Genomic DNA, 19,599 nt, shown 5'->3' on the forward strand with positions numbered 1-19,599 from the left:
CCTGCCCCACGCCCGTTTCGGCGCCCCGGCGCCCCCCCGGGTACCGCGCCCCGGGCCCGCGCGGGGGGCCGGAAACCCCGGCCGGGCGAAGCGCGTCCCCGCCGCGCGCGCCCGGGACTCGGCGATCTGCGCGTACGCGGCCTCCCGGTCCGCCCAGTGCGAGCCCTCGACCGACTTGCCGCGCTCCAGGTCCTTGTAGACCTGGAAGAAGTGGGTGATCTCCAGCAGGTCGAACTCGCGCAGGTCGCCGATGTCCCGCAGGTCGCCGTAGCGCGGGTCGTGGGCGGGGACGCACAGCACCTTCTGGTCCGGCCCGCGTTCGTCCCGCATCACCCACATGCCGACCGCCCGGCAGGTGATCACGCACCCCGGCACGGCCGGCTCGCCGCCGAGAACCAGCGCGTCCAGCGGCTCCGCGTCGCCGCCGAGGGTGCCCTCGACGTAGCCGTAGTCCACGGGGTAGCGGGTGGCGGTGAACAGGGTGCGGTCGAGGCGGATCCGGCCCGCCGCGAAGTCCATCACGTACTTGTTCCGCGACCCCTGCGGGGTCTCGATCAACACCTCGAACTCCACCGCGGCCTCCTCCTCTGCGCCTGGGGAGATTGTCCGCCGTCCCGGCCGTCCGGGCACCCTCCGCAAACGCCCTCCGCGGCCCGGCGGGGTCCGTTAGCATCCGGATCATGGGGAGTTGGCGTGTCACCGTCCAGAACCACCACCGGCGCAGCGGCGGGCGGCCCCAGGGGCGCCCGGAGGGGCCGCTGGCCCGCCGCGGCGACCTGGCGCTGTACGGCCGGAACGGCGAGATCAGCTGTGTCGACGCCGAAGGCCTGGTCCGCTGGCGCCGCCCCTGCGCGGGGCGCCCGAACGCGGCCCACCTCTCCGGCGGCCGGGCGCTGGTCACCACCGACTCCTTCGAGTACACCGCCTGGGGCCACCTCGGCCCGGCCCTGCTGCTGGACCTCGACGACGGCGCCCTGGTCGCCGAACTGCGCGGCGAGCGCGGCACGGCCCTGGGCGACGGCCGCTTCGTGCTCGGCCTGGAGGGCTACGGCACCTTCGACACCTGGGCCTACGACCGGGACGCCACCCTGGTCGACTCCTGGCGCAGCTACGGCCACTACGTGGTCGGCGACGGCCTGCGCGTCGTCGAGACCGACCGCCGCCGCCCGACCGGGAGCCGGGTGGTGCGGCTGCTGCCCGGCGGGGGGATCGAGAGCGGCCCGCTGCTCGCCGACCCGCAGGCCCCCGCGCCGGTGGTGCTGGCCGACGGCACCGTCCTGGTACTGGACGCGGGGGTGCTGCGCGCCGTCGGGCGCGACCTCGACGCCACCGTGCTCGCCGAGTTGCTCCCGCTGTCCGGCGACGACCTGCACCGGTTCACCGGCACGCTGCGCCGCACGGCCGACGGCCTGGCCGTGACGCTCGTGGAGCGCCACCCGACCCGGATGGGCGGCTACACCACCCACCGCTGGACCCTCGGGCTGGAGTCGCCGAACTAGCGCGCCGGGCTGGTCCCCGGGCCCCCGGCGTTCCTCGGCGGCCACTCTCCGCGACCGCTCCCACGGAGCAGCACCGGGCGCGCGGCCGCTCCGGCGGCGGTAGGACGGACACAGACGTGCCCGGGAGGAGAGACCGTGAAGATCGTCGTCGACCTCAACCGCTGCCAGGGCTACGCGCAGTGCGCGTTCCTCGCTCCCCGAGTGTTCGAGCTGCACGGGGAGGAGGCCCTGCTCTACACCCCGCAGGCCCCCGAGGACCAGCGTGACCGCGTCCGGCGGGCCGTCGCGGCCTGCCCGGTGCAGGCCATCCTGGTCGAGGAGGAGGACCGGTCCGATGTCCGATGACCTCAAGAACGGCCGGATCGTCATCGTCGGCGCCTCGCTGGCCGGTCTGCGCGCCGCCGAGACGCTACGGGACGAGGGCTTCGCCGGGCAGCTGACCGTGGTCGGCGAGGAACGCCTCCCCCCGTACGACCGGCCGCCCCTGTCCAAGCAGGTGCTGCTCGGGCGGGTGCGCGCCGAGGAGACCGCGCTGCCCCGGCGCCGCGAGGTGGACGCGCAGTGGAAGCTCGGCGTCCGCGCCACCGGTGTGGACGGGGACGGCAAGCAGGTCCTGCTCGCGAACGGCGAGCAGCTGCCCTACGACCGGCTGCTGATCGCCACCGGCACCCGGGCCAGGCCCTGGCCGAAGGCCGAGCAGGCCGCACTCGACGGGGTGTTCACCCTGCGCACCGCCGAGGACGCGGCCGGCCTGGCCGAGCGGCTGGACGCCGGCCCGAAGCGGGTGCTGGTGATCGGCGCCGGGTTCACCGGCTCCGAGATCGCCTCCGCCTGCCGGGAGCGCGGCCTGGCGGTGACCGTCGCCGAGCGCGGCCCCGCCCCGCTGGTCGGGGCCCTCGGCGGGGCCTTCGGTGCCCTCGCGGCCAAGGTCCAGCTCGCCCACGGGGTCGACCTGCGCTGCGGGGTGACCGTCTCGGCGCTGACCGGCCGCGCCGGCCGGCTCACCGGCGCCGAGCTCTCCGACGGCAGCCGGATCGAGGCGGACATCGCCGTGGTCGCCCTGGGCGCCGTCCGCAACACCGAATGGCTGGCCGAGTCGGGTCTCGCCGCCGGTCCGCGCGGGGTGGCCTGCGACGCGGGCTGCCGCGCCTTCAACATGTACGGGATCGTCACCGACGACGTCTTCGTCGCGGGCGACGTCGCCCGCTTCCCGCACCCCCTCTTCGAGTACCAGCTGCTCTCCCTCGAACACTGGGGCAACGCGGTCGCGCAGGCCGAGGTGGCGGCGCACAACATGGTCAGCCCGGGGCCGCAACGGCGGCCGCACCTGAGCGTGCCGTCCTTCTGGTCCAGCCAGTTCGGGCTCAACATCAAGTCCGTCGGCGTGCCCACCTTCTCCGACCACGTGGTCCTCGCCCAGGGCTCGGTCGAGGAGCGCCGGCTCGTCGCGGTCTACGGGTACCGGGGCCGGATCACGGCCGCCGTCAGCGTGAACCGGGCCAAGTGGCTGGAGCACTACCAGCGGCTGATCGAGGCCGCCGCGCCGTTCCCGCCCGACTGGGACGGCGTCGAGCCGCCCGCCTCCCGCATCCCGGTCCCCTCCGACGTGCCCGACCCGAAGGTGCTCTCGCACGGCCCGACCGTCGCCCTCACCGGCCACCTGCCCGACCGGCGGCTGACCCTGCGGCGCTGGGGCGGCTGAGCCCACCCGCCACCGCTCGACGGGCGCACGCCCACCGGGCCCCGCCGCCCGTCGAGGACCACCACCGCCGCCACCCCCCGAGGAGCCACCGCGCATGGCCGCCGCCGACACCCTGTTCCGCCGGATCACCGACTACGCCAACCGCGCCGACCCCTACCCCCTGTACGCCGAGCTCCGCGACCACGGCGTGGCCCGCCAGGACGACGGCAGCTACCTGGTCGGCACCTACCACGAGGTCGCCGCGCTGCTGCACGACCCGAGGATCAGCTCGGACCGCCGCAACCGCACCGTCCCGGACGAGCTGCAGGGCAGCGTCCCGGTCGCCTTCATCGGCCGGGACGACCCCGAGCACGAACGGCTGCGCACCATCGCCATGCGGCCCTTCGGCCCGCCCCACGCGCCCGACCGGGTCGACGCCATGCACGACGAGATCGCGCGGATCACCGGGGAACTGGTCGACGGCCTCCGGGGCCGCGACCGGATCGACCTGGTCGAGGACTTCGCCTACCCGCTGCCGGTCACCGTCATCTGCCGGCTGCTCGGCGTGCCGCGCGAGGACGAGCCGCGGTTCCACGCCTGGTCCGAGACGCTGATCGCGGGCTTCGACCCCACTCCCGACAGCGATCCGTCCGAGCGCCAGCAGGCGGCCACGCAGGCCCGGATGGAGATGGGGCTGTACCTCGGCGAGCTCGCCGAGAGCCGCCGGGGCAAGCCGTCCGACGACCTGCTCTCCGCCTTCGTCAACGACCCCGGCCCGTCGGGCGGCTTCACCCAGACGGAACTGATGGCCACCGCGGTCCTGCTGCTCATCGCCGGGCACGAGACGACCGTCAACCTGATCACCAACGGCGCGCTCACCCTGCTGCGCCACCCCGAGAGACTGGAACTGCTGCGCGACAAGCCGGAGTTGATGCCGCGCGCGGTGGAGGAGCTGCTGCGCTACGAACCCCCGGTCCAGCTGTTGCCGCAGCGCACCGCGCTCACCGACATCGAGGTCGCCGGGGTCACCATCGCCAAGGGCGCGCCGCTGATCCTGGTGCTCGCCGCCGCCAACCGGGACCCTCTCCGGTTCCACGAGCCCGACCGCTTCGACCCGACCCGCCCGGACAACCAGCACCTCGGCTTCGGCAGCGGCGTGCACAGCTGCTTCGGCGCACCGCTCGCCAGGGTCGAGGCGCAGCTCGCGCTCACCGCGCTCATCCACCGCCTGGACGGCCCCCGGCTGCTCCAGGACCCGCCCGAGTACCGGCGCAGCCCCGTCCTGCGCGGGCCCCGGCACCTGCCGCTCGCGCTCTCCGGGGTCAGGGACTGAGCAGCCCGGGCCCGGGAGGCGGCGTCGGCCTCCCGGGCCCGGGCGCGTTCGGCGACGGCCGGACAGGGCCTACGGGGTGCTGCGCACCACCGGCAGCTCCAGGAAGGACGGGTCGGCTCCGCCGTGCCCGATCCGGTAGCTCGCCCGGCCGTCGGCCGGGAGCAGCTGGAAGGAGTCCGGGTTGGCGGCGGCGACGGTGAGCCGGATCCGCTCGCCGGCCCGGAAGAGCACCGCGACGGGTTGCAGGTCGATGGTGACCTGCCGGGCCCGGCCCTGCGGGAAGGGCGCCGCGTCGGTGGCCGCGTAGCTGCGGGGCGTGCGCAGCCGGCGCCAGTCGGGGTTGTCGTCCCGGTCGGCCACGGCCCGGTCGGCGAGGGCGAGTTGGCCCTCGGTCAGGTAGGTGACCCGGCCGTCGGGGGCGACGTCCTCCAGGTAGACGTGCAGGGCGCCCTGGGCGGTGCCGTCGAGGCCGGTGACGTCGAGCGTGACGCGGCCGTTGCCGGTCACCCGGGTGTCGCCGGTCAGCGGCGGGGTGGTGTAGCTGAGGAGTTTGGCGTCCACGGCGGCCCGGTCGGGGTAACTGACCTGGTTGCCGGTGAGGTTGGTGTTCCAGCGGTCCAGTGGGCCGGTGCCGGCGGTGGGGTCGAGGCGCAGCAGGTCGGCGCCGGGGCGGTCGTCCGGCTCGGGCCGCCGGCGGCTGAGCGTGGTGTCCTCGCCGAGGTAGAGCCGCTGCGGGCGGGTGCCGGGCAGCGGCCAGCGGGTGGTGGTGCGCCAGACGCCCTCGTTGAAGGTGTAGTAGTGCAGTTGCCGGGTGCCGTCGGGGCGGCCGTCGGCCCGTACGTAGCGGTCGAAGAAGTCGAACGTCCGCTGGGCGATCTGGGCGCGTTCCTGGTCGGTGAGGTGGCGGGCGGGTTGGAAGGGGTCGGCGAGGTAGCCCTGGCCGTGGCTCCACGGGCCGATCCAGGCGTCCTGGGTGTTGGAGAGGCCGGTGAACTGGGAGAGCACGCCGTTGGCGGTGCCCGCGTCGAGCCAGCCGGCGTCGGTGAGCACGGGGACGCCGCCGGCCTCGACGGCGTCGGCCTTCTCGCCGACGCTGCCGACCGTCCAGCTCTTCGGGCCGTCCTGGTAGTCGCGGTAGACGCCGGCCTCGGCCATGTCGACCAGGTTGGCGTTGCCCGCGTGCTCGGCGCGCGCGGCGGCCAGCAGGGCCGGTCCGTCCGGGCCGTCGACCGGCCGGGGCACGGCGCCGGTCAGGCCGGTGGCCGCGCAGACCTGCCGGGTCTGCTCGTCGGTGTCGCAGGTGGTGCCGCCGGCCTGGTCGAGGATGCGCAGCAGCAGCGCGTACGGGGCGATCCGGGGCTCGATGAGCAGGCCGCCGGGGCGTACCAGGTCCTCGTACGGGTCGAAGTCGTAGGAGATCGGGGCGGCGGCAGTGATGTGGTGGTTGCCGAGGGCGGTGGCGAGCATCGCGGTGTCGCCGCCGTAGGAGACGCCGGTGGTGCCGACCCGGCCGTTGGACCAGGGCTGGGCGGCGATCCAGTCGCTGAGCGGGCCGCTGTCGGCGACGGTGTCGGCGCCGAGTTCGGAGCTCAGGGTGCCGAAGGAGGCGCCGGTGCCGCGCAGGTCGGCGACCACGTAGGCGTAGCCGTGGGCGTTCCAGCCGTCGGCGTCGCTGCTGCGGCCGCCGTTGCCAGGTGCGCCGGGGTAGACCCGGGCCCGCCAGTAGCGCTGGGTGACCAGGACGGTGGGCAGGTTCGCGCCGGCCGTGGTGCCCTCGGGCAGCCAGACGTCGACGGCGAGGCGGACGCCGTCGGGCATCGTGACGTAGCGCGACTGGAGGTGCGGCTCGGCGGCCGGGGCGGCCGCGGCGGGCGCCACCGAGAGTCCGAGCACGGCCGTGGCCGCGACGAGCGCCGCCAGCGGGCGGCGCAGGATCCCCCCTGCCCGGCTCACCGGGAGGTCGCCTTCCAGGGGCCTTCCTCGGGCCTGGCCTCGGTGTCGGTGCCGGGCCAGGGCGGCATGGTGACGGCGGCGATCCGCAGCGGCCGGTCGGCGTCCTCGTCGGCCCGGAACTGGAACGCCGTGCCGAGCGGGATCGAGGCCGCCGTCCCGGGCACGAGCCGGACGGTCTCCTCCCGCCCGCCCTGGCGGCGCCACAGCTCCCCGGCGCCCTCGACGACCTGCCACAGCTCCTGCACGGTGGCGTGCGACACCGCGTGCGACACCTGCCCGGGGGCGAGCTCGAACACCGCGAGGCTCCCCTGTCCGTCCAGGACCAGCAGCGGGAACACCGCGGCCCCGTCCGGTGCGCGCACCACCTCGACGTCATCGACGTCCGTTGTCTGGAACGGTTGTTGCACTGGCTGACTGCTCATCCGACCCGGCCTCTCTCGCGTCACGGAGTACCTTGGTCTCGTCCCCCACCGCCGATGAGAACACGCCTCTGCGCCCGGCCGCCACCCTGAGATGTCCCGTAGTTCGACGCGCCGGCCTCGCGCCGCTCTCGCACCGGCCTCGGGCCGGTCTCAGCCCCCGGCGGGTGTGCCGAACTCGCGCAGGGCGTCGGTGACGATCGCGTCCAGTCGGGCGTGGTGGGCGCCGCGCCAGTAGGCCTGGCCGCAGTCGACGCACTGGGCGAAGACGTCGTAGGAGCGCTCGGTGCCGTCCCGCAGCTGCTCGCGCACCGAGGTCTTGTCGGCCTCGCGCAGCGTGCCGTTGCAGGTGGTGCAGCGGCTCCACGGATCGAGCGGGGGCGCGAAGCGGGAGAGCACGTCGCGCAGCTGCTCGTTGGGGCGGTGGCTGTAGACGTAGGCGCCGGCCCACAGTTCGCGGCGGCGCAGCAGCCCCCGGTCGCGCGAGAGCAGGACGCGCTGCTCGGCGGCGGAGCGGGCGGCGAGCGCGGCGTCGCCGATGTCCGGGTTCTCGTAGGCGGCGTCGACGCCGAGCAGGCGCAGCCGGCGGGTGAGGGTGCCGAGGTGGACGTCCAGCAGGAAGCGCGGCGGGGTGGGCGAGGGCTGCGGCCGGTCCACGGCCCGGACGGTGACGTGTTCCTCGTCGAGCGGCACGTACGACCCGGGCACCGGCCGGCCGTCCACCAGCAGGGTGCCGACCTCGGTGAGCGGGACGCCCAGGGACTCGACGACGTGGCCGAGCGTCGAGGTGCCGTCGGTGCGCAGCGCCGAGCGGCCGGCCCGCCGGGGCCCGGAGACGAAGAGGTGCAGCTCGGGGGCGAAGTCGAGCCAGATCTGGGGTCGGTCCACGCGGCCAGCATGCCAGCGGGCGGCGGCCCGGGCCACCGGTTTCCGGTCAGCCGTCGGAGCATTCTCGGGCGGGCTCGCGGTGGGGGCGGCGGGCGACTGGGGCGGGGCCTGGTGGGCGGGGCGGCGAGGAGGGCGCCGGGGCGGCGGGGAAGGCCGGTGAGAAGGGCACCCGGCCGGCGCGGGCGGCCGCTACGGGACCGCGACGGCGGAGGCGACCGGTGTCGGGCGGCCCCGGTCGCGGTCCCGCTCGGCCCAGCGGACGACCGGCCCCATCGCGTACCCGGCCGCCAGGAAGAGGCCGCCCAGGACGAGCCAGCCCGCGAGCCCGCCGTCCAGCAGCAGGGTGGTCAGCAGCAGCGGCCCGAGGGTGCGGGCGACGGCCACGCCGGTGCCGAAGAAGCCCTGGTACTGGCCGATCCGCTCGGGCGGGGCGAGGTCGAAGCTGATCTGCCAGGAGCCCGCCGACTGCCGCATCTCGCCGATCACCTGGAGGACGGAGGCCGCCACCAGCAGCGCGGCGACCGCCCACACCGGGACGTCCAGGGCCGACAGGCCGAACACCGCGCAGGAGGCGAGCAGCACCACCCCGGCCGAGCGGACGGCCCGCGCGGCCGAGTCCAGGCCGGTGACGCCGCGTGCCGCCCGGACCTGGAAGCCCAGCACGGCCAGGGTGTTGAGGACGAACAGGGCCGAGCCGAGCCAGCTGATCCCGGGCGCCCGGTCGGCGATCCAGAGCGGGATGACCAGGCTGAGCAGCGGCATCCGCAGCAGCAGCACGGTGTTGACCAGCGCGACGGCGGCGTACCGGCGGTCGCGTAGGACGGCCAGCCGGGGCCCGGCGGCCGACCGGGCCGGGGCGGGCGGGGCTTCGGGCAGCCGCAGCAGGATCAGCGCACCGGCCAGGAAGCCGAGCGCCGTCACCACGAAGGCGCAGAGGAACGCGGCCCGGGTGCCGACGGTGAGCGCGATGCCGCCGATGGCGGCGCCGACGGCCAGCCCCCCGTTGAGGGTCGACTGGAGGTGGGCGAGCAGCCCGGTGCGCTGGGCGGGCGGCACCAGGGTGGCGACCAGCGCCTGCCGGGCGGCGGTGAGCCCGGACTGCGTCGTGGCGTAGAGGCAGACCGCGACCAGGAACGGCCCGTAGGAGCGGATCACCAGGAAGGCGGCGACCACCACCGCCGTGGCCAGGGCGAGCGCCACGGCCGTCCGGCGCGGGCCGCGGCGGTCGGCGAGGGCGCCGAGCGGGACGCCCGCCAGCGAGCCGAGCGCCCAGGCCACGGCGAGGCCGGCGCCGAGGGCGGTCGCCGACATGCCGACGATGTGGGTGAAGTAGAGCGTGGAGCAGGTGTAGTAGGCGCCGTCGCCGACGGCGCTGGCCAACTGGGCCGCGGCGATGGTCCGTTGGGGCCCTGCGGGCGGGATGAGGGCGGGCGCCGGGGCGCTGCTGGTCGACACGGGTCTCCTGGCTGGGGGCGGCGCGCGCGCCGGGTGTTCGCAACGGTTCGCGGCCCAGCCTAGGCAGGAGGCGGACCGGCGGTAAGGTCCAGTGATCACGGAACTCCTTGGTCCACTTCCGGGCCCCACCGCACCGGCGGGCGAGCCCTGAACCCCCGTACGACGGCGGCGAATCGCTCCTCCCGCGGGCCCGGAACCGGCCCCGGCCGTACCGCCGCCGCCCCCTCCGTACCCGCTCCGAATCCGCCTCGCCCAGCGGCCTTCGGGCATCACCGACCCCGCCGAAGGGCCAAGTTTTGCCGTATTGACCGGTCAGTAACGCCCTCCTATGCTCAACGGCATTCGCGATCCGGCACCGGGCCCGGCGCCGCCGTGCCCGCCCGATCCGCCGCCGTCATCGGCTCGAAGGGCTCTTCCCATCAGCACCTCCATCGCCCGCTCGGACGACACCGGCCACCCGGGCACCGCACGGGACGACGCCGGCACCCGCCGCCGCCGGTTCCTCACCTACCTGCTGGCCGCCCCGACCCTCACCGTCGGCGCCCGGCTCGGCCTCGACGCCGCCGCGCCCGCCACCGCGCGGGCCGCCGTCCGCGCCGCCGCGGCCGCCCAGGACGCCGCCGCCCCCTCGCAGCTGATCGGCCTGCCCGGCATCCCTGACATCCTCGACCTCGGCGACGCGCTGATCGTCGCTGGCCTGCCGACCTCGCACCTGCTCGTCCTGGAACTCACCGCCGCCGGGCGCGCCGTACTGCACCTGCCCCGGCTGGAGGTCGGCCAGGGCCTCACCACGGCCATCGCGATGCTCGTCGCCGAGGAACTCGACGCCCGGATCGGCGACGTGGACGTGCCGCTCTCCGACGGCCGCCCCGAACTGCTCTTCAACCAGCTGACCGGCGCCTCCAACTCGGTGCGCTCGCTGTACGACCCGGTGCGCGCCGCGGCCGCCGCCGCCCGCGCCCGGCTGGTGACCGCCGCAGCGCGGCGCTGGAACGTTCCGGCAGACACCCTGCGCACCGCCGACTCCGCCGTCCTCGCCCCCGACGGCCGCCGCGCCGGCTACGGCGACCTCGCCGCCGAGGCCGCCGCCGTCGCCCTCCCCGCCGTGTCCAGCTCCCCCAAGAGCGCCGACCAGTTGCGCCTGGTCGGCCGGCCCACCGGCCGGATCGACGCCCGCGACATCGTCACCGGCCGCGCCAAGTACGCCGGGGACCTCGCGATCCCGGGCGCCGTCCCCACCGTGGTCGCCCGCCCGACCACCATCAACGGCACGCTCAGGACCCTGGACGCCTCCGCCGCCCGCGCCATGCCCGGCGTGCTCGGCGTGGTCCGGATCCCCAGCGGCGTCGCCGTCCTCGCCGAGACCTTCGACCAGGCGCTCAAGGCCCGCGACGCGCTGCGCACCTCCTGGAACCCGGGCCCGGTCGCCAACCTGTCCACCTCCGACATCCGCGGCCAACTGCGCGCCGCCCACGCGCCGTTCCTCATCCCCCCGCTGCTCACCCAGTACGTGGACGGCGAATTCGACTTCGCCTTCGTCAACCACGCGCCGATGGAGGTGCTGACCGCCGTCGCCGACGTGCGGCCGAACCGGGCCGAGCTGTGGTTCGCCGCGCAGGCGCCGATCGTCGCCCAGCAGGCCATCGCCGCCGAACTCGGCCTCCCGCAGAACGCCGTGACCGTCCACGTGGTGCGCGGCGGCGGCTCGTTCGGCCGGCGCCTGTTCTTCGACGCCGCCCTGGAGGCCGCCCAGATCTCCAAGGCCGCGGGCCGACCGGTCAAACTCATGTGGACGCGCAACGACGACATGCGCCACGGCCGGATGCGCCCGGCCAGCCACCACCGGATCCGGGCCACCTACGCGCTCGGCCAGGTGCTCAGCTACGAGCACCGCGCCGCCACCGTCAAGACCGACTTCCGGCACGGCCTCGGCGAGATGCTCACCGCCGCCGGCTTCAACCTCTCGCTCGCCGGGCTCAGCCTCGCCCAGGTCTTCTTCCTGCTCAGCGAGAAGAACCCGTACAACGTCGGCATCCCCACCCAGCTGCTCGCCGAAGTGCCGCTGGACATGCACACCGGCAGCTGGCGGTCGGTCTACTCCGGCACCGTCCGGGTCGCCGACGAGATCATGATGGACGAACTCGCCCGCCGGATGGGCCAGGACGCCGTCGCGTTCCGCCGCGCCCGACTGCGCAGCGCCGCCGGCCGGGCCGTCCTCGACACCGTCGCCAAGGCCGGCGACTGGGGCCGCCCGATGCCCCCCGGCCACGCCCAGGGCATCGGCTACCACGACGAGAACAGCGGGTGCGCCGCCTACCTCGTCGAGCTGGACGCCACCGACCCGGCCGACCCCAGGGTCACCAAGGCCGTGATCGCCGCCGACGTCGGCCGGGTCATCAACCCCCGGGGCCTGGAGGCCCAACTGACCGGCGCCCTGATCGACGGCATCTCGGTCATCCTGCAAGCCGGCAACCACATCGACAACGGGGCCGTGCGCGAGGGCAGTTACGCCGACTTCCGGTACGCCCGGCAGCGGCACACCCCGCCGGCCGTCGAGATCCACCTCATGCCGCCGAGCGGAGCCCCCGGCGGCGCCGGCGAGTTGGGCGTCCCGGCGGCCTCCGCCGCGGTCGCCAACGCCTACGCGCGCGCGACCGGCACCAGCCCGCGCTCCTTCCCGATCAACTTCTGACTCCCCCAGCCAAGGAACCCCACCACCCCATGCCCACCCACACCTTCGTCCTCAACGGGCACCCCGTCACCGTCGAGGCCCCGGACGACATGCCGCTGCTCTGGGTGCTGCGCGACAAGCTCGGCGTCACCGGCCCCAAGTACGGCTGCGGGGTGGGCGTCTGCCGCGCCTGCACCAGCCACCTGGACGGCGAGGAGTTCCAGCCCTGCACCCGCTCCGTCAAGGACTGCGAGGGCCACCGCGTCACCACCATCGAAGGCCTGGCCGACGGCGACACCCTGCACCCCGTCCAGGAGGCCTGGCTCGGCTGCGACGTCGCCCAGTGCGGCTTCTGCCAGCCGGGCCAGATCATGACCGCCGTCGCCCTGCTGCGCCGCACCCCGAACCCGACCGACGCGGACATCGACCAGATCCAGAACATCTGCCGCTGCGGCAGCTACCCGCGCATCCGCGAGGCCATCAAGCAGGCGGCGGCCCGGCAGTCCTCCGGCTGACGGCACGCCACCCCGCCCGGGGCACGGGCGGGGTGGACGGGGTCAGCGGGTCGTCAGCACTCCCGCAGGCCGTTGTGGAAGTACCAGTTGCCGTCGGCGTACGCGCCGTAGACGTAGGACGTCGGGATGAAGTTGCCGTTCGTGCCGGCCACCTGGTACCAGACGTTGCCCTGGTTGTTGATGTCCTCGCCCCTGGTCCAGCACTGGATGTAGATCTCGTCCGACGACCACGAGTACGACCCCAGGTCGCCGACGGTCTTGGACGCCCAGGAGTACTGCTGCGAGTAGACGCCCACGCCGTGGCCGCTCGCGTGGTAGCGGAGCTGGTACCAGCCGTCGGCGAACGCGCTGCCCGCCGAGACGCCCACCGCGCCGGCGGCCACCGCCACCACGGCCGCCGCGGTCGCACCACGGCGGCCGATCTTCTTGAGGATGCCCTTGGTCATCTCAATTCCCCTTTTCGGTCGGACCGTTGCGCCGCCCCAATGGCTGCGGCGACTGGGACAGCTGACCCGACATCCCACCGTGTTCGGTACCGCCTGACGGAAACTGACAACAGCTGACACCGGCCGCCGCCCGCGCCGAACACCCCGTCCACCCAACCGGAGTCCGTCGATCACGTAACGCCGCGGTCACGCGTCACTATGATCCGTACGCGACAAGCAACACCGGTCGCCGCTGGATCTGACATCTGACAACAGGGGGACGCCATGGCGGAGCAGGAGTCGCAACCCGCGGAGAGAGACCCGGCGCCGAGCGCGGTCGAGGCCCTCGCCGCCGAGCTGCGCCGGTTGCGCCTGGAGGCGGGCCAGCCCTCGTTCCGCACGATGGCGAAGACCGCCGGCTCCATCTCCCACACCACGCTCTACGAGGCGGCCTCCGGCTCGCGCCTCCCGTCCTGGACCACGACCAGGGCCTACGTCCGGGCCTGCGGCGGCGACGAGGCCGAGTGGCACCGCCGGTGGACCTCCGCCGCCGACGCGGGGTCGGCCCCACCAGCCCTACCGGCCCCGTCTGCCCCACCGGTCGAGCCCTCGGGACCGCCGGTCGCCGCGAACACCACGGCCGACACCACCGCCGACACCACGACCGTCACCAGGGCCGACAGCACGGCTGCCTCCGCCGCCGCCGAGCCCCCGGCCGGACCGGGCCGGGGCCGCCGCCGGATCTGGACCCACGCGTTCTGCCTGCTCCTCGGCGTGGCGCTCGGCGTCGGCAGCACGCTCGCCGTGGTCGGCTTCCGCACGCCGGACGCCCCACCCCCGTCCGCGCACGGCTGCCCGTCCGGGGACACCGAGTCCGCACCCGCCGCGGCGGCCGCCCGCCCCGCGCCGGGCCCGCGGCCGGCGGCGGCGCGCACGGCCGCCGACGACAGCGCACCGTCCTGGGCCTCCCGGGTCGCCTTCGACCAGCAGGCCGTCTCCAGTACCGAGGTCGTCCTTCCGGTGCTCTCCCCCGTCACCCCGGGTGACGCCCTGGTGGTCACGATGATGCTGACCAGCACCTGTCCCGGGGCGGTCACGGTCACCGACAGCCGGGGCGACCGCTTCCGGATCGTCGGGGACGTCACCGACTCGCTCCGGCACCGGGTGCTGCTCCTCGCGGCCTTCGGGGCGGCCGCGCTGACCGCGGAGGACTCGATCCGCGTCGCCCACCCGCGGGCGAGCAAGTACCACGTCGCCGTCGACGAGTTCCGCGGCGTCTCCGCCGTCCGGGCCGTCGGCCGCGCCTCCGGTGACGCCGGCGGGACGACCTTCTCCACCGCGGCCAACGCCGCCGCCTGCGCGCCGGGCGACCTCCTGGTGAGCACGGTCGGCAGCAACAGCGGCAGCGCCCCCGAATTCGGCACCAGCTGGACCAGCCTGCCCGCTCTGCGGCTCTCCTCCTACCGCCTCACCACCGCCCACCGGATCGCGACGGATCCGGACCACTGCGCCGCCACCGGCCAGACCACCTCGCAGTGGGGCGCCGTCCTCGCCGTCCTGCGCTGAGCGTCCACACCGCTCCACCACCCCTGGCTCGACCGGTCCAGACCATTTAGGCTGACCGCACCTCAACCACCCTGCCACCGAGGGATACTGGATGATCAGGCGCCGTTCACTGCTGGCACTCGCGGGCCTGGGCGGCGCCGCAGCCCTGCTGCCCGCCGGGCCCGCCCAGGCAGCTCAGGCCGCCCGGCCGCGCACCATCGACCTGCCCGCCCCCACCACCGGCCGCCCGGTCGGCACGACCACCCTGCACCTGGTCGACCACGACCGCCCGGACCCGTTCGTGCCCGCCGCCGGCCCGCGCGAGTTGATGGTGCAGCTCTGGTACCCGGCCCGCGCCACCGCCGGCCGCCCCCGCGCGCCGTACACCACACCCCGGGTCGCCGCCGCCGTCGATCAGCGCCTGCCGCTGGATCCGGGCACCATCGCGGCCGTCCGCCCCACCGCCCGCGCCGACGCACCCGCGCTCCCCGGCCCGCTCCCCCTGCTGCTGCTCGGCCACGGCCGCACCGGCCTGCGCAGCAACTGCACGGCGCTGGCCGAGGAGTTGGCCGCCCACGGCTACCTCGTCGCGTCGGTCGACCACACCTACGACGCCCTCGCCGTCGAGTTCCCGGACGGCCGGCTGGTGCGCACCGTGCTGGAGGACGAGCCGGCCGACTGGGAGGCCGCCGAGCGCCGCGAGATCGCCGCCCGGGTCGCCGACCTCCGCTTCGTCACGACCGAACTGACCGAGCACCAGGACCGTTTCCACGTCGACGGCGGCCGGATCGGCGCGCTCGGCCACTCGATGGGCGGCTCGGCGGCCGCCGAGGCGATGCGCCAGGACGAGCGGTTCCGGATCGGCCTCAACCTGGACGGCGGCCTGTTCGGCTCACCCGTTCCGGACCTCGGCCTGGACCGGCCCTTCCTCCTGCTCACCTCGCTCGCCGACCACGAGACCTGGCAGCGCTGGCGCAGCCACCAGCACGCCTGGGGACGCCAGTTGCACACCCTCGGCGCCGGCCACCTCAGCTTCACCGACCTGCCGCACGCCGCCCTCCCCGGCAACCTGCCGGGCCACCTCCCCGCCGACACCTACGCCGCGCTGCTCGGCACCATCGCTCCCGCCCGGGCGACCGCGCTCACCCGCGCCTACACCCGGGCGTTCGCCGACCACTTCCTCCGCGGCCGCCCCGCGCCCCTCCTCGACGGCCCGTCACCGCGCTTCCCGGAGGTCGAACTCCGCTGGAGCCGCGACTGACGCCCGCCCGGGGCCGCGTCCTCGGGCGTCAGGCCCGCCGGGTCGCCCGCAGCGAGTTGCCGTCCCGCCGCACCCGGAGGAAGAGCACCGCCAGCGCCACGACGGTGAGCGCCACCAGGATCCCGGTCTCGACGAGCTGGATCGGCACGAAGTGCCCGACGGGGTGGTACTCGATCCAGTTGCTCGTGGCGCCTTCGCAGCCCCTCGTCCGGTCGCCGTCCCAGCAGAACTGGTCCGAGGCCCACCGGCCGTCCTGGAGCACGACCCCGCGGTCGACCAGCCACGCGTTGGTGGGCTGCCCGAAGTAGACGCCGCGCGGGACCATCTCCTTGACCGACGGATAGAAGGAGGCGCGGCCCCACCGGAGCAGGCCGTGGACGACCGCCACCAGGACGCCGGTGGCCAGGACCGAGGCCACCGTGCGGCGCAGCAGCTGCCCGACCAGCAGGCCCAGCGCCAGCGCGAACAGCGACCAGGCGACCGGCACCACCCCGAGGACGGGGTAGGTGAGGCCCTGGAACGGCGGATCGAAGGCGAACGGGCTGTGCGCGATGTCCGCGTTCCACACCCACGTCGCCAGGACGGCGAGCACCCCACCGGCGGCCAGCACCGCCAGCCCGGGCAGGGCGATCCGCGCGGTGAGCCAGCGCAGCGGGCTGACGGACTGGGTCCAGGCGAGGCGGACGGTTCCGCGCTCGTACTCCTGGGCGAGCATCGGGGCGCCGAGGAACATGCCGATCAGCAGGGGGACGGCGACCAGGGCCGGCTGGAGCCACGTGGTGTACAGGTAGGCGCGGCGGGTGATGGGCGAGACCATGCCCTGGCAGCCGGCGTCGGACCAGCTGGCCCCGTCGGAGCACCCGGCCCGGCGCAGATCCGCCATCAGCGGCTGGACGGAGAAGTGCAGCCAGAGCAGGGTGGCCGACGCGGTGACGACCAGGGCGGCGATCGCCCACAGCGCGGTGCGGCTCTGGCGCCAGCTCAGCCAGAGCAGGCCGCCCGGGCGGGGCGCGGTCCGCGGCTCGCGCGGTGGCGCCTCGGTGGTGGCGCGGTCGGCCAGGACGTTGGTACTCATGCGGCGATCCCGTTCTCGGTCGTCTGGGCCTGCGGGCCCGGTCCGGTGGCGGCCCGGGCGGTGCCGGCCGGGGTCCGGAGGTAGCCGAGCAGCAGCTCCTCCAGGCTCGGCCGGCCACTCTCCCACGGGCCGTCCACCGGATCGCCGGTGCGGACCAGCGCGTCGATCCGGCGGCCGGTGGAGCGCTGTTCGACCAGGGCGTCCTCGGGGAGCGCGCTGCCGGCCGGGCCGGTGAGCAGTTGGTGTCCGTCCAGCAGGTCCTCCACGTCGCCGCAGAGCCGGATCCGCCCGGACTGCACCAGCAGCAGGTAGTCGATGACGCCGTCCAGCTCGGGGATGATGTGCGAGGAGACCACGATGGTGGTGCCGCGCTCGGCGGCCTCGACCATCAGGGTGCCCATCAGCTGGTGCCGGGCGAGCGGGTCGAGGTCGGACATCGGCTCGTCGAGCAGCAGCAGGTCGGGGCGCTTGCCGAGGGCGAGCGCCAGGGCGACCCGGGTGCGCTGGCCGCCGGAGAGCGAGCCGATCTTCGCCCTCGTCCTCAATTCGCCCTGGTCGATCACCTGTTGGGCGAGGTCCTGGTCCCAGGACGGGTTCAGCTCCCGACCGAGCCGCAGGGTCTCGGCCACCGTGAAGCCGGGGTAGAGCGGCTTGTCCTGGGCCACGTACGCGACCCGGGCGCGCAGGTCCTCGGTGGTGGCGGGCTCACCGAACACCCGCAGCTCACCCTCGGTGGGGGTGAGCAGCCGGGCGGCGATGCCCAGCAGGGTGCTCTTGCCCGCACCGTTGGGGCCGGCCACCCCGCAGATCCGCCCGGCCGGGACGGCGAACGTGCAGTCGCGCAGCGCCCAATCGCCCCGGTAGCGCTTGCCCAGGCCCTCGGCCGCGAGCGCCGCCGATGCCGGCGGTGTGTTCATCGGGTCGTTCACCCGGTCCCCCCACTGTCCTCTAACTCGGTGTTTCCGGGGAGACCCCGGTGTCGAATCGCTGCTCCAGGACGGAGGCCATCAGCGCGGCGATGTCCTCACGCTCCAGTCCGACCTCGCGGGCCCGGTCCACCCAGCCGACCAGGTCCGCGCGCAGCGGCCCGTCGGCGGCGGCCTCCGGCCGGGCGAGCGAGCGCCGGACGAAGGTGCCGAGCCCCGGCCGGGGCTCGACCAGGCCCTCGCGTTCCAGTTCGCGGTAGGCCTTCAGCACGGTGTTGGGGTTGATCGCGGTCAGCTCGACGACCTCCCGCGCGGTCGGCAGCTTGTCCCCGGGCTGGAGCAGCCCGAGCCGCAGGGCCTGCTTGGTCTGCTGAACGATCTGCTGGTAGGTGGAGACGCCGCTGCGCCGCTCGATGCGGTACTCGATCACACGCGATTCGACCTTTCACTAGTCCAATAGTGGAATAGTGACCCACTGTGGCGCCCGGGTCAAGCCAGGCCGGGGGGTGCCGGGCGATGCGGACGATCAGGGCCGCTGCAGCAACAGGAGGGAGTCCTGGTCGGCGACCCGCCGGTAGCCGCGCCGCTCGTACTCGACCAGCATCCGGGCGGTGTCGGCGGTCGCGCACGGGGCCTGCACGCTCGGGTCCGTCCGGTCCACGACCACCCACTCGGGCCCCGGCCCGGTCGGCGCCTGGCAGACCAGGGTGACGGTGGCCCGGCCGGTCAGCTGCGCGGCGAGGCGGTTGGAGGCGGCGACGGTCGCGCCGTCGGGTATCGAGCCGAGCAGCGCCCGGGTGTACGCGAGCCGGGGCGAGGTGCGCCACGCCTCGGGCATCACCACCTCGTGCAGCGGATAGACCGGCACCGTCACGGCCGCCACCAGGGCGCTGACGGCGAGCGCGCGCCGCGCCCGGCGCGGGTCGGTGCGGGTGAGGGCGTCCACCAGGGCGGCGAGCACCAGCGGCATCAGCACCGCGCTGTAGTGGTAACTGACGCCCCAGTAGTGCGGGTTGGCCGAGAGCAGCCGCCAGCCCAGGGTGGGCACGCAGAGCAGGACCAGCGGCGAGCGCAGCCCGAGGAAGCCCGCGGTCGCGGCGAGCAGGAGGAGCAGCAGCCACTTGATCGGGGGCCAGCCGATCCGGGCCGCCAGCGACCAGGGCGAGGGCTGCCCGCCGCCGTCCAGCTGCTGCCAGTAGTCGAACCCGCCGTGCGGGTTGAACGAGGGCAGCACCACCGTGACGGTGAGCACGGTGGCCGCGATCCCGACGCCCGCGAGCACGAGCCCCGGCAGCGGGCCGCGCCGGCCCCGGCGGGCCTGCCAGGCGATCAGCAGGCCGAAGGCGGCCACGGTCAGGCCGAGGTCCTCCTTGACCAGCAGCAGCGGCAGCGACCACAGCGCCGCGGCCAGGTGGCGGCGCCGGCCGAGCGCGGTGGCCGCGAAGGCCAACAGCGGTACGGCGAAGGCGATTTCGTGGAAGTCGTCGCTGACGGCCCGGACGATCCCCCAGGACGCCCCGGTCACGCATCCGATCACCAGGGCGACCCGCGGCCCGCCCGCCTCGTACGCCCACCGGGTGAGCGGCACGACCGCCAGCGCCATCAGCAGCGCCTGGGCGACCAGCAGGGTGACGGCCCCCGGGAACAACCGGTAGACCGGGGCGAGCACGGCTATCAGCGGGTGGAAGTGGTCCCCGAGCAGGTGGTAACCGGGCCCCTTGAGCGGCACGATCGGCGCCTGCCCGTGCGCGTACGCGCGGATGGCCTGCTCGAAGATGCCCAGGTCGTAGGCCTTGCTCAGGCCGCGCCGGTAGCGGTTGACGGCGACGCAGGTGTAGAGCGCGGCGAACCCCGCGGCCAGGCCCCAGGCCAGGACGGCGGGTCGACGCGGCGGGTGGAACAGGCGCATCGGCAAAGTACCCTTTCACTATTCGATTAGTGGAAGGGTGATGG

Annotated in this window: 17 protein-coding genes and 1 pseudogene; 8 read left to right on the top strand and 10 right to left on the bottom strand. The window is 74.9% G+C overall.

The annotated features are described in order from the left end of the window. Positions 1 to 99 precede the first annotated feature (99 nt). Positions 100 to 573: pseudogene (locus tag ACFV61_RS01865) on the bottom strand (inorganic diphosphatase); the annotation flags it as partial. A gap of 107 nt (positions 574 to 680) precedes the next feature. Here ACFV61_RS01865 and ACFV61_RS01870 point away from each other — a divergent pair. The 4 genes from ACFV61_RS01870 (at position 681) to ACFV61_RS01885 (ending at position 4,513) form a co-directional block, all read left to right on the top strand. Next, a complete protein-coding gene (locus ACFV61_RS01870) occupies positions 681 to 1,499 on the top strand; it encodes a hypothetical protein (protein WP_063350496.1) in 819 nt (272 codons plus the stop codon). Between the two features lie 135 nt (positions 1,500 to 1,634). Continuing rightward, complete coding sequence (locus ACFV61_RS01875; protein WP_063350495.1) at positions 1,635 to 1,844, top strand: ferredoxin; 210 nt, start codon at positions 1,635 to 1,637, stop codon at positions 1,842 to 1,844. Next, positions 1,834 to 3,201 (top strand): NAD(P)/FAD-dependent oxidoreductase, encoded by a 1,368-nt coding sequence (locus tag ACFV61_RS01880; protein WP_380489500.1) that lies wholly within the window; start codon positions 1,834 to 1,836, stop codon positions 3,199 to 3,201. Before ACFV61_RS01875 ends, ACFV61_RS01880 begins: the two co-directional genes overlap by 11 nt. Before the next feature lie 94 nt (positions 3,202 to 3,295). Next, positions 3,296 to 4,513 (top strand): cytochrome P450, encoded by a 1,218-nt coding sequence (locus ACFV61_RS01885; RefSeq protein ID WP_380489503.1) that lies wholly within the window; start codon positions 3,296 to 3,298, stop codon positions 4,511 to 4,513. A gap of 69 nt (positions 4,514 to 4,582) precedes the next feature. Here the strand turns inward: ACFV61_RS01885 and ACFV61_RS01890 are convergent, their stop codons facing one another. From ACFV61_RS01890 to ACFV61_RS01905, 4 genes are all read right to left on the bottom strand, one after another. Beyond that, on the bottom strand, positions 4,583 to 6,466 hold the full coding sequence (locus tag ACFV61_RS01890; RefSeq protein WP_380489505.1) for a CocE/NonD family hydrolase: 1,884 nt from the start codon (positions 6,464 to 6,466) through the stop codon (positions 4,583 to 4,585). After that, a complete protein-coding gene (locus ACFV61_RS01895) occupies positions 6,463 to 6,888 on the bottom strand; it encodes a cupin domain-containing protein (RefSeq protein WP_363374536.1) in 426 nt (141 codons plus the stop codon). The genes ACFV61_RS01890 and ACFV61_RS01895 overlap by 4 nt, the downstream gene beginning before the upstream one ends. Positions 6,889 to 7,038: 150 nt before the next feature. Beyond that, entirely contained in the window at positions 7,039 to 7,773 is a 735-nt protein-coding gene (locus tag ACFV61_RS01900) for a Mut7-C RNAse domain-containing protein (RefSeq protein WP_063351639.1), read from the bottom strand. A 189-nt stretch (positions 7,774 to 7,962) separates the two neighbouring features. Beyond that, entirely contained in the window at positions 7,963 to 9,228 is a 1,266-nt protein-coding gene (locus ACFV61_RS01905) for an MFS transporter (RefSeq protein WP_380489509.1), read from the bottom strand. A 328-nt stretch (positions 9,229 to 9,556) separates the two neighbouring features. Between ACFV61_RS01905 and ACFV61_RS01910 the strand changes: the two genes are divergently transcribed. Further along, the gene (locus ACFV61_RS01910) at positions 9,557 to 11,920 is read left to right on the top strand and encodes a xanthine dehydrogenase family protein molybdopterin-binding subunit (protein ID WP_079136108.1); all 2,364 of its coding nucleotides are present in this window, start codon (positions 9,557 to 9,559) and stop codon (positions 11,918 to 11,920) included. A 29-nt stretch (positions 11,921 to 11,949) separates the two neighbouring features. Next, positions 11,950 to 12,414, top strand: a complete 465-nt coding sequence (locus ACFV61_RS01915; RefSeq protein WP_063350491.1) for a (2Fe-2S)-binding protein — start codon at positions 11,950 to 11,952, stop codon at positions 12,412 to 12,414. Positions 12,415 to 12,467: 53 nt separating this feature from the next. Here the strand turns inward: ACFV61_RS01915 and ACFV61_RS01920 are convergent, their stop codons facing one another. Then, positions 12,468 to 12,860, bottom strand: coding sequence for a hypothetical protein (locus tag ACFV61_RS01920; RefSeq protein WP_380375341.1), 393 nt, complete (start codon positions 12,858 to 12,860; stop codon positions 12,468 to 12,470). Positions 12,861 to 13,124: 264 nt separating this feature from the next. Here ACFV61_RS01920 and ACFV61_RS01925 point away from each other — a divergent pair, with 264 nt between their 5' ends. Both ACFV61_RS01925 and ACFV61_RS01930 read left to right on the top strand, forming a co-directional pair. After that, complete coding sequence (locus ACFV61_RS01925) at positions 13,125 to 14,405, top strand: helix-turn-helix domain-containing protein (protein WP_380489511.1); 1,281 nt, start codon at positions 13,125 to 13,127, stop codon at positions 14,403 to 14,405. 91 nt (positions 14,406 to 14,496) lie between these two features. Beyond that, the gene (locus ACFV61_RS01930) at positions 14,497 to 15,645 is read left to right on the top strand and encodes an alpha/beta hydrolase (protein ID WP_380489513.1); all 1,149 of its coding nucleotides are present in this window, start codon (positions 14,497 to 14,499) and stop codon (positions 15,643 to 15,645) included. A 28-nt stretch (positions 15,646 to 15,673) separates the two neighbouring features. Here the strand turns inward: ACFV61_RS01930 and ACFV61_RS01935 are convergent, their stop codons facing one another. The 4 genes from ACFV61_RS01935 to ACFV61_RS01950 form a co-directional block, all read right to left on the bottom strand. After that, complete coding sequence (locus ACFV61_RS01935; RefSeq protein ID WP_380485598.1) at positions 15,674 to 16,720, bottom strand: hypothetical protein; 1,047 nt, start codon at positions 16,718 to 16,720, stop codon at positions 15,674 to 15,676. After that, a complete protein-coding gene (locus ACFV61_RS01940; protein ID WP_380489516.1) occupies positions 16,717 to 17,637 on the bottom strand; it encodes an ABC transporter ATP-binding protein in 921 nt (306 codons plus the stop codon). Before ACFV61_RS01940 ends, ACFV61_RS01935 begins: the two co-directional genes overlap by 4 nt. 31 nt (positions 17,638 to 17,668) lie before the next feature. Continuing rightward, the gene (locus ACFV61_RS01945) at positions 17,669 to 18,076 is read right to left on the bottom strand and encodes a GntR family transcriptional regulator (RefSeq protein WP_063350485.1); all 408 of its coding nucleotides are present in this window, start codon (positions 18,074 to 18,076) and stop codon (positions 17,669 to 17,671) included. 96 nt (positions 18,077 to 18,172) lie between these two features. Next, the gene (locus ACFV61_RS01950) at positions 18,173 to 19,555 is read right to left on the bottom strand and encodes a DUF2079 domain-containing protein (RefSeq protein ID WP_380489518.1); all 1,383 of its coding nucleotides are present in this window, start codon (positions 19,553 to 19,555) and stop codon (positions 18,173 to 18,175) included. Positions 19,556 to 19,599: the final 44 nt, after the last annotated feature.

The organism is Kitasatospora sp. NPDC059817 (assembly GCF_042731835.1).
GTDB lineage: Bacteria > Actinomycetota > Actinomycetes > Streptomycetales > Streptomycetaceae > Kitasatospora.

Excerpts from the sequence above, each read along its gene's own strand:
- ACFV61_RS01930 (WP_380489513.1), top strand. The coding sequence starts at position 14,497 with ATGATCAGGCGCCGTTCACTGCTGGCACTCGCGGGCCTGGGCGGCGCC.
- ACFV61_RS01925 (WP_380489511.1), top strand. The coding sequence starts at position 13,125 with ATGGCGGAGCAGGAGTCGCAACCCGCGGAGAGAGACCCGGCGCCGAGC.
- ACFV61_RS01870 (WP_063350496.1), top strand. The coding sequence starts at position 681 with ATGGGGAGTTGGCGTGTCACCGTCCAGAACCACCACCGGCGCAGCGGC.
- ACFV61_RS01950 (WP_380489518.1), bottom strand. The coding sequence starts at position 19,555 with ATGCGCCTGTTCCACCCGCCGCGTCGACCCGCCGTCCTGGCCTGGGGC.
- ACFV61_RS01915 (WP_063350491.1), top strand. The coding sequence starts at position 11,950 with ATGCCCACCCACACCTTCGTCCTCAACGGGCACCCCGTCACCGTCGAG.
- ACFV61_RS01935 (WP_380485598.1), bottom strand. The coding sequence starts at position 16,720 with ATGAGTACCAACGTCCTGGCCGACCGCGCCACCACCGAGGCGCCACCG.
- ACFV61_RS01920 (WP_380375341.1), bottom strand. The coding sequence starts at position 12,860 with ATGACCAAGGGCATCCTCAAGAAGATCGGCCGCCGTGGTGCGACCGCG.
- ACFV61_RS01910 (WP_079136108.1), top strand. The coding sequence starts at position 9,557 with ATGCTCAACGGCATTCGCGATCCGGCACCGGGCCCGGCGCCGCCGTGC.
- ACFV61_RS01880 (WP_380489500.1), top strand. The coding sequence starts at position 1,834 with ATGTCCGATGACCTCAAGAACGGCCGGATCGTCATCGTCGGCGCCTCG.
- ACFV61_RS01940 (WP_380489516.1), bottom strand. The coding sequence starts at position 17,637 with ATGAACACACCGCCGGCATCGGCGGCGCTCGCGGCCGAGGGCCTGGGC.
- ACFV61_RS01895 (WP_363374536.1), bottom strand. The coding sequence starts at position 6,888 with ATGAGCAGTCAGCCAGTGCAACAACCGTTCCAGACAACGGACGTCGAT.
- ACFV61_RS01885 (WP_380489503.1), top strand. The coding sequence starts at position 3,296 with ATGGCCGCCGCCGACACCCTGTTCCGCCGGATCACCGACTACGCCAAC.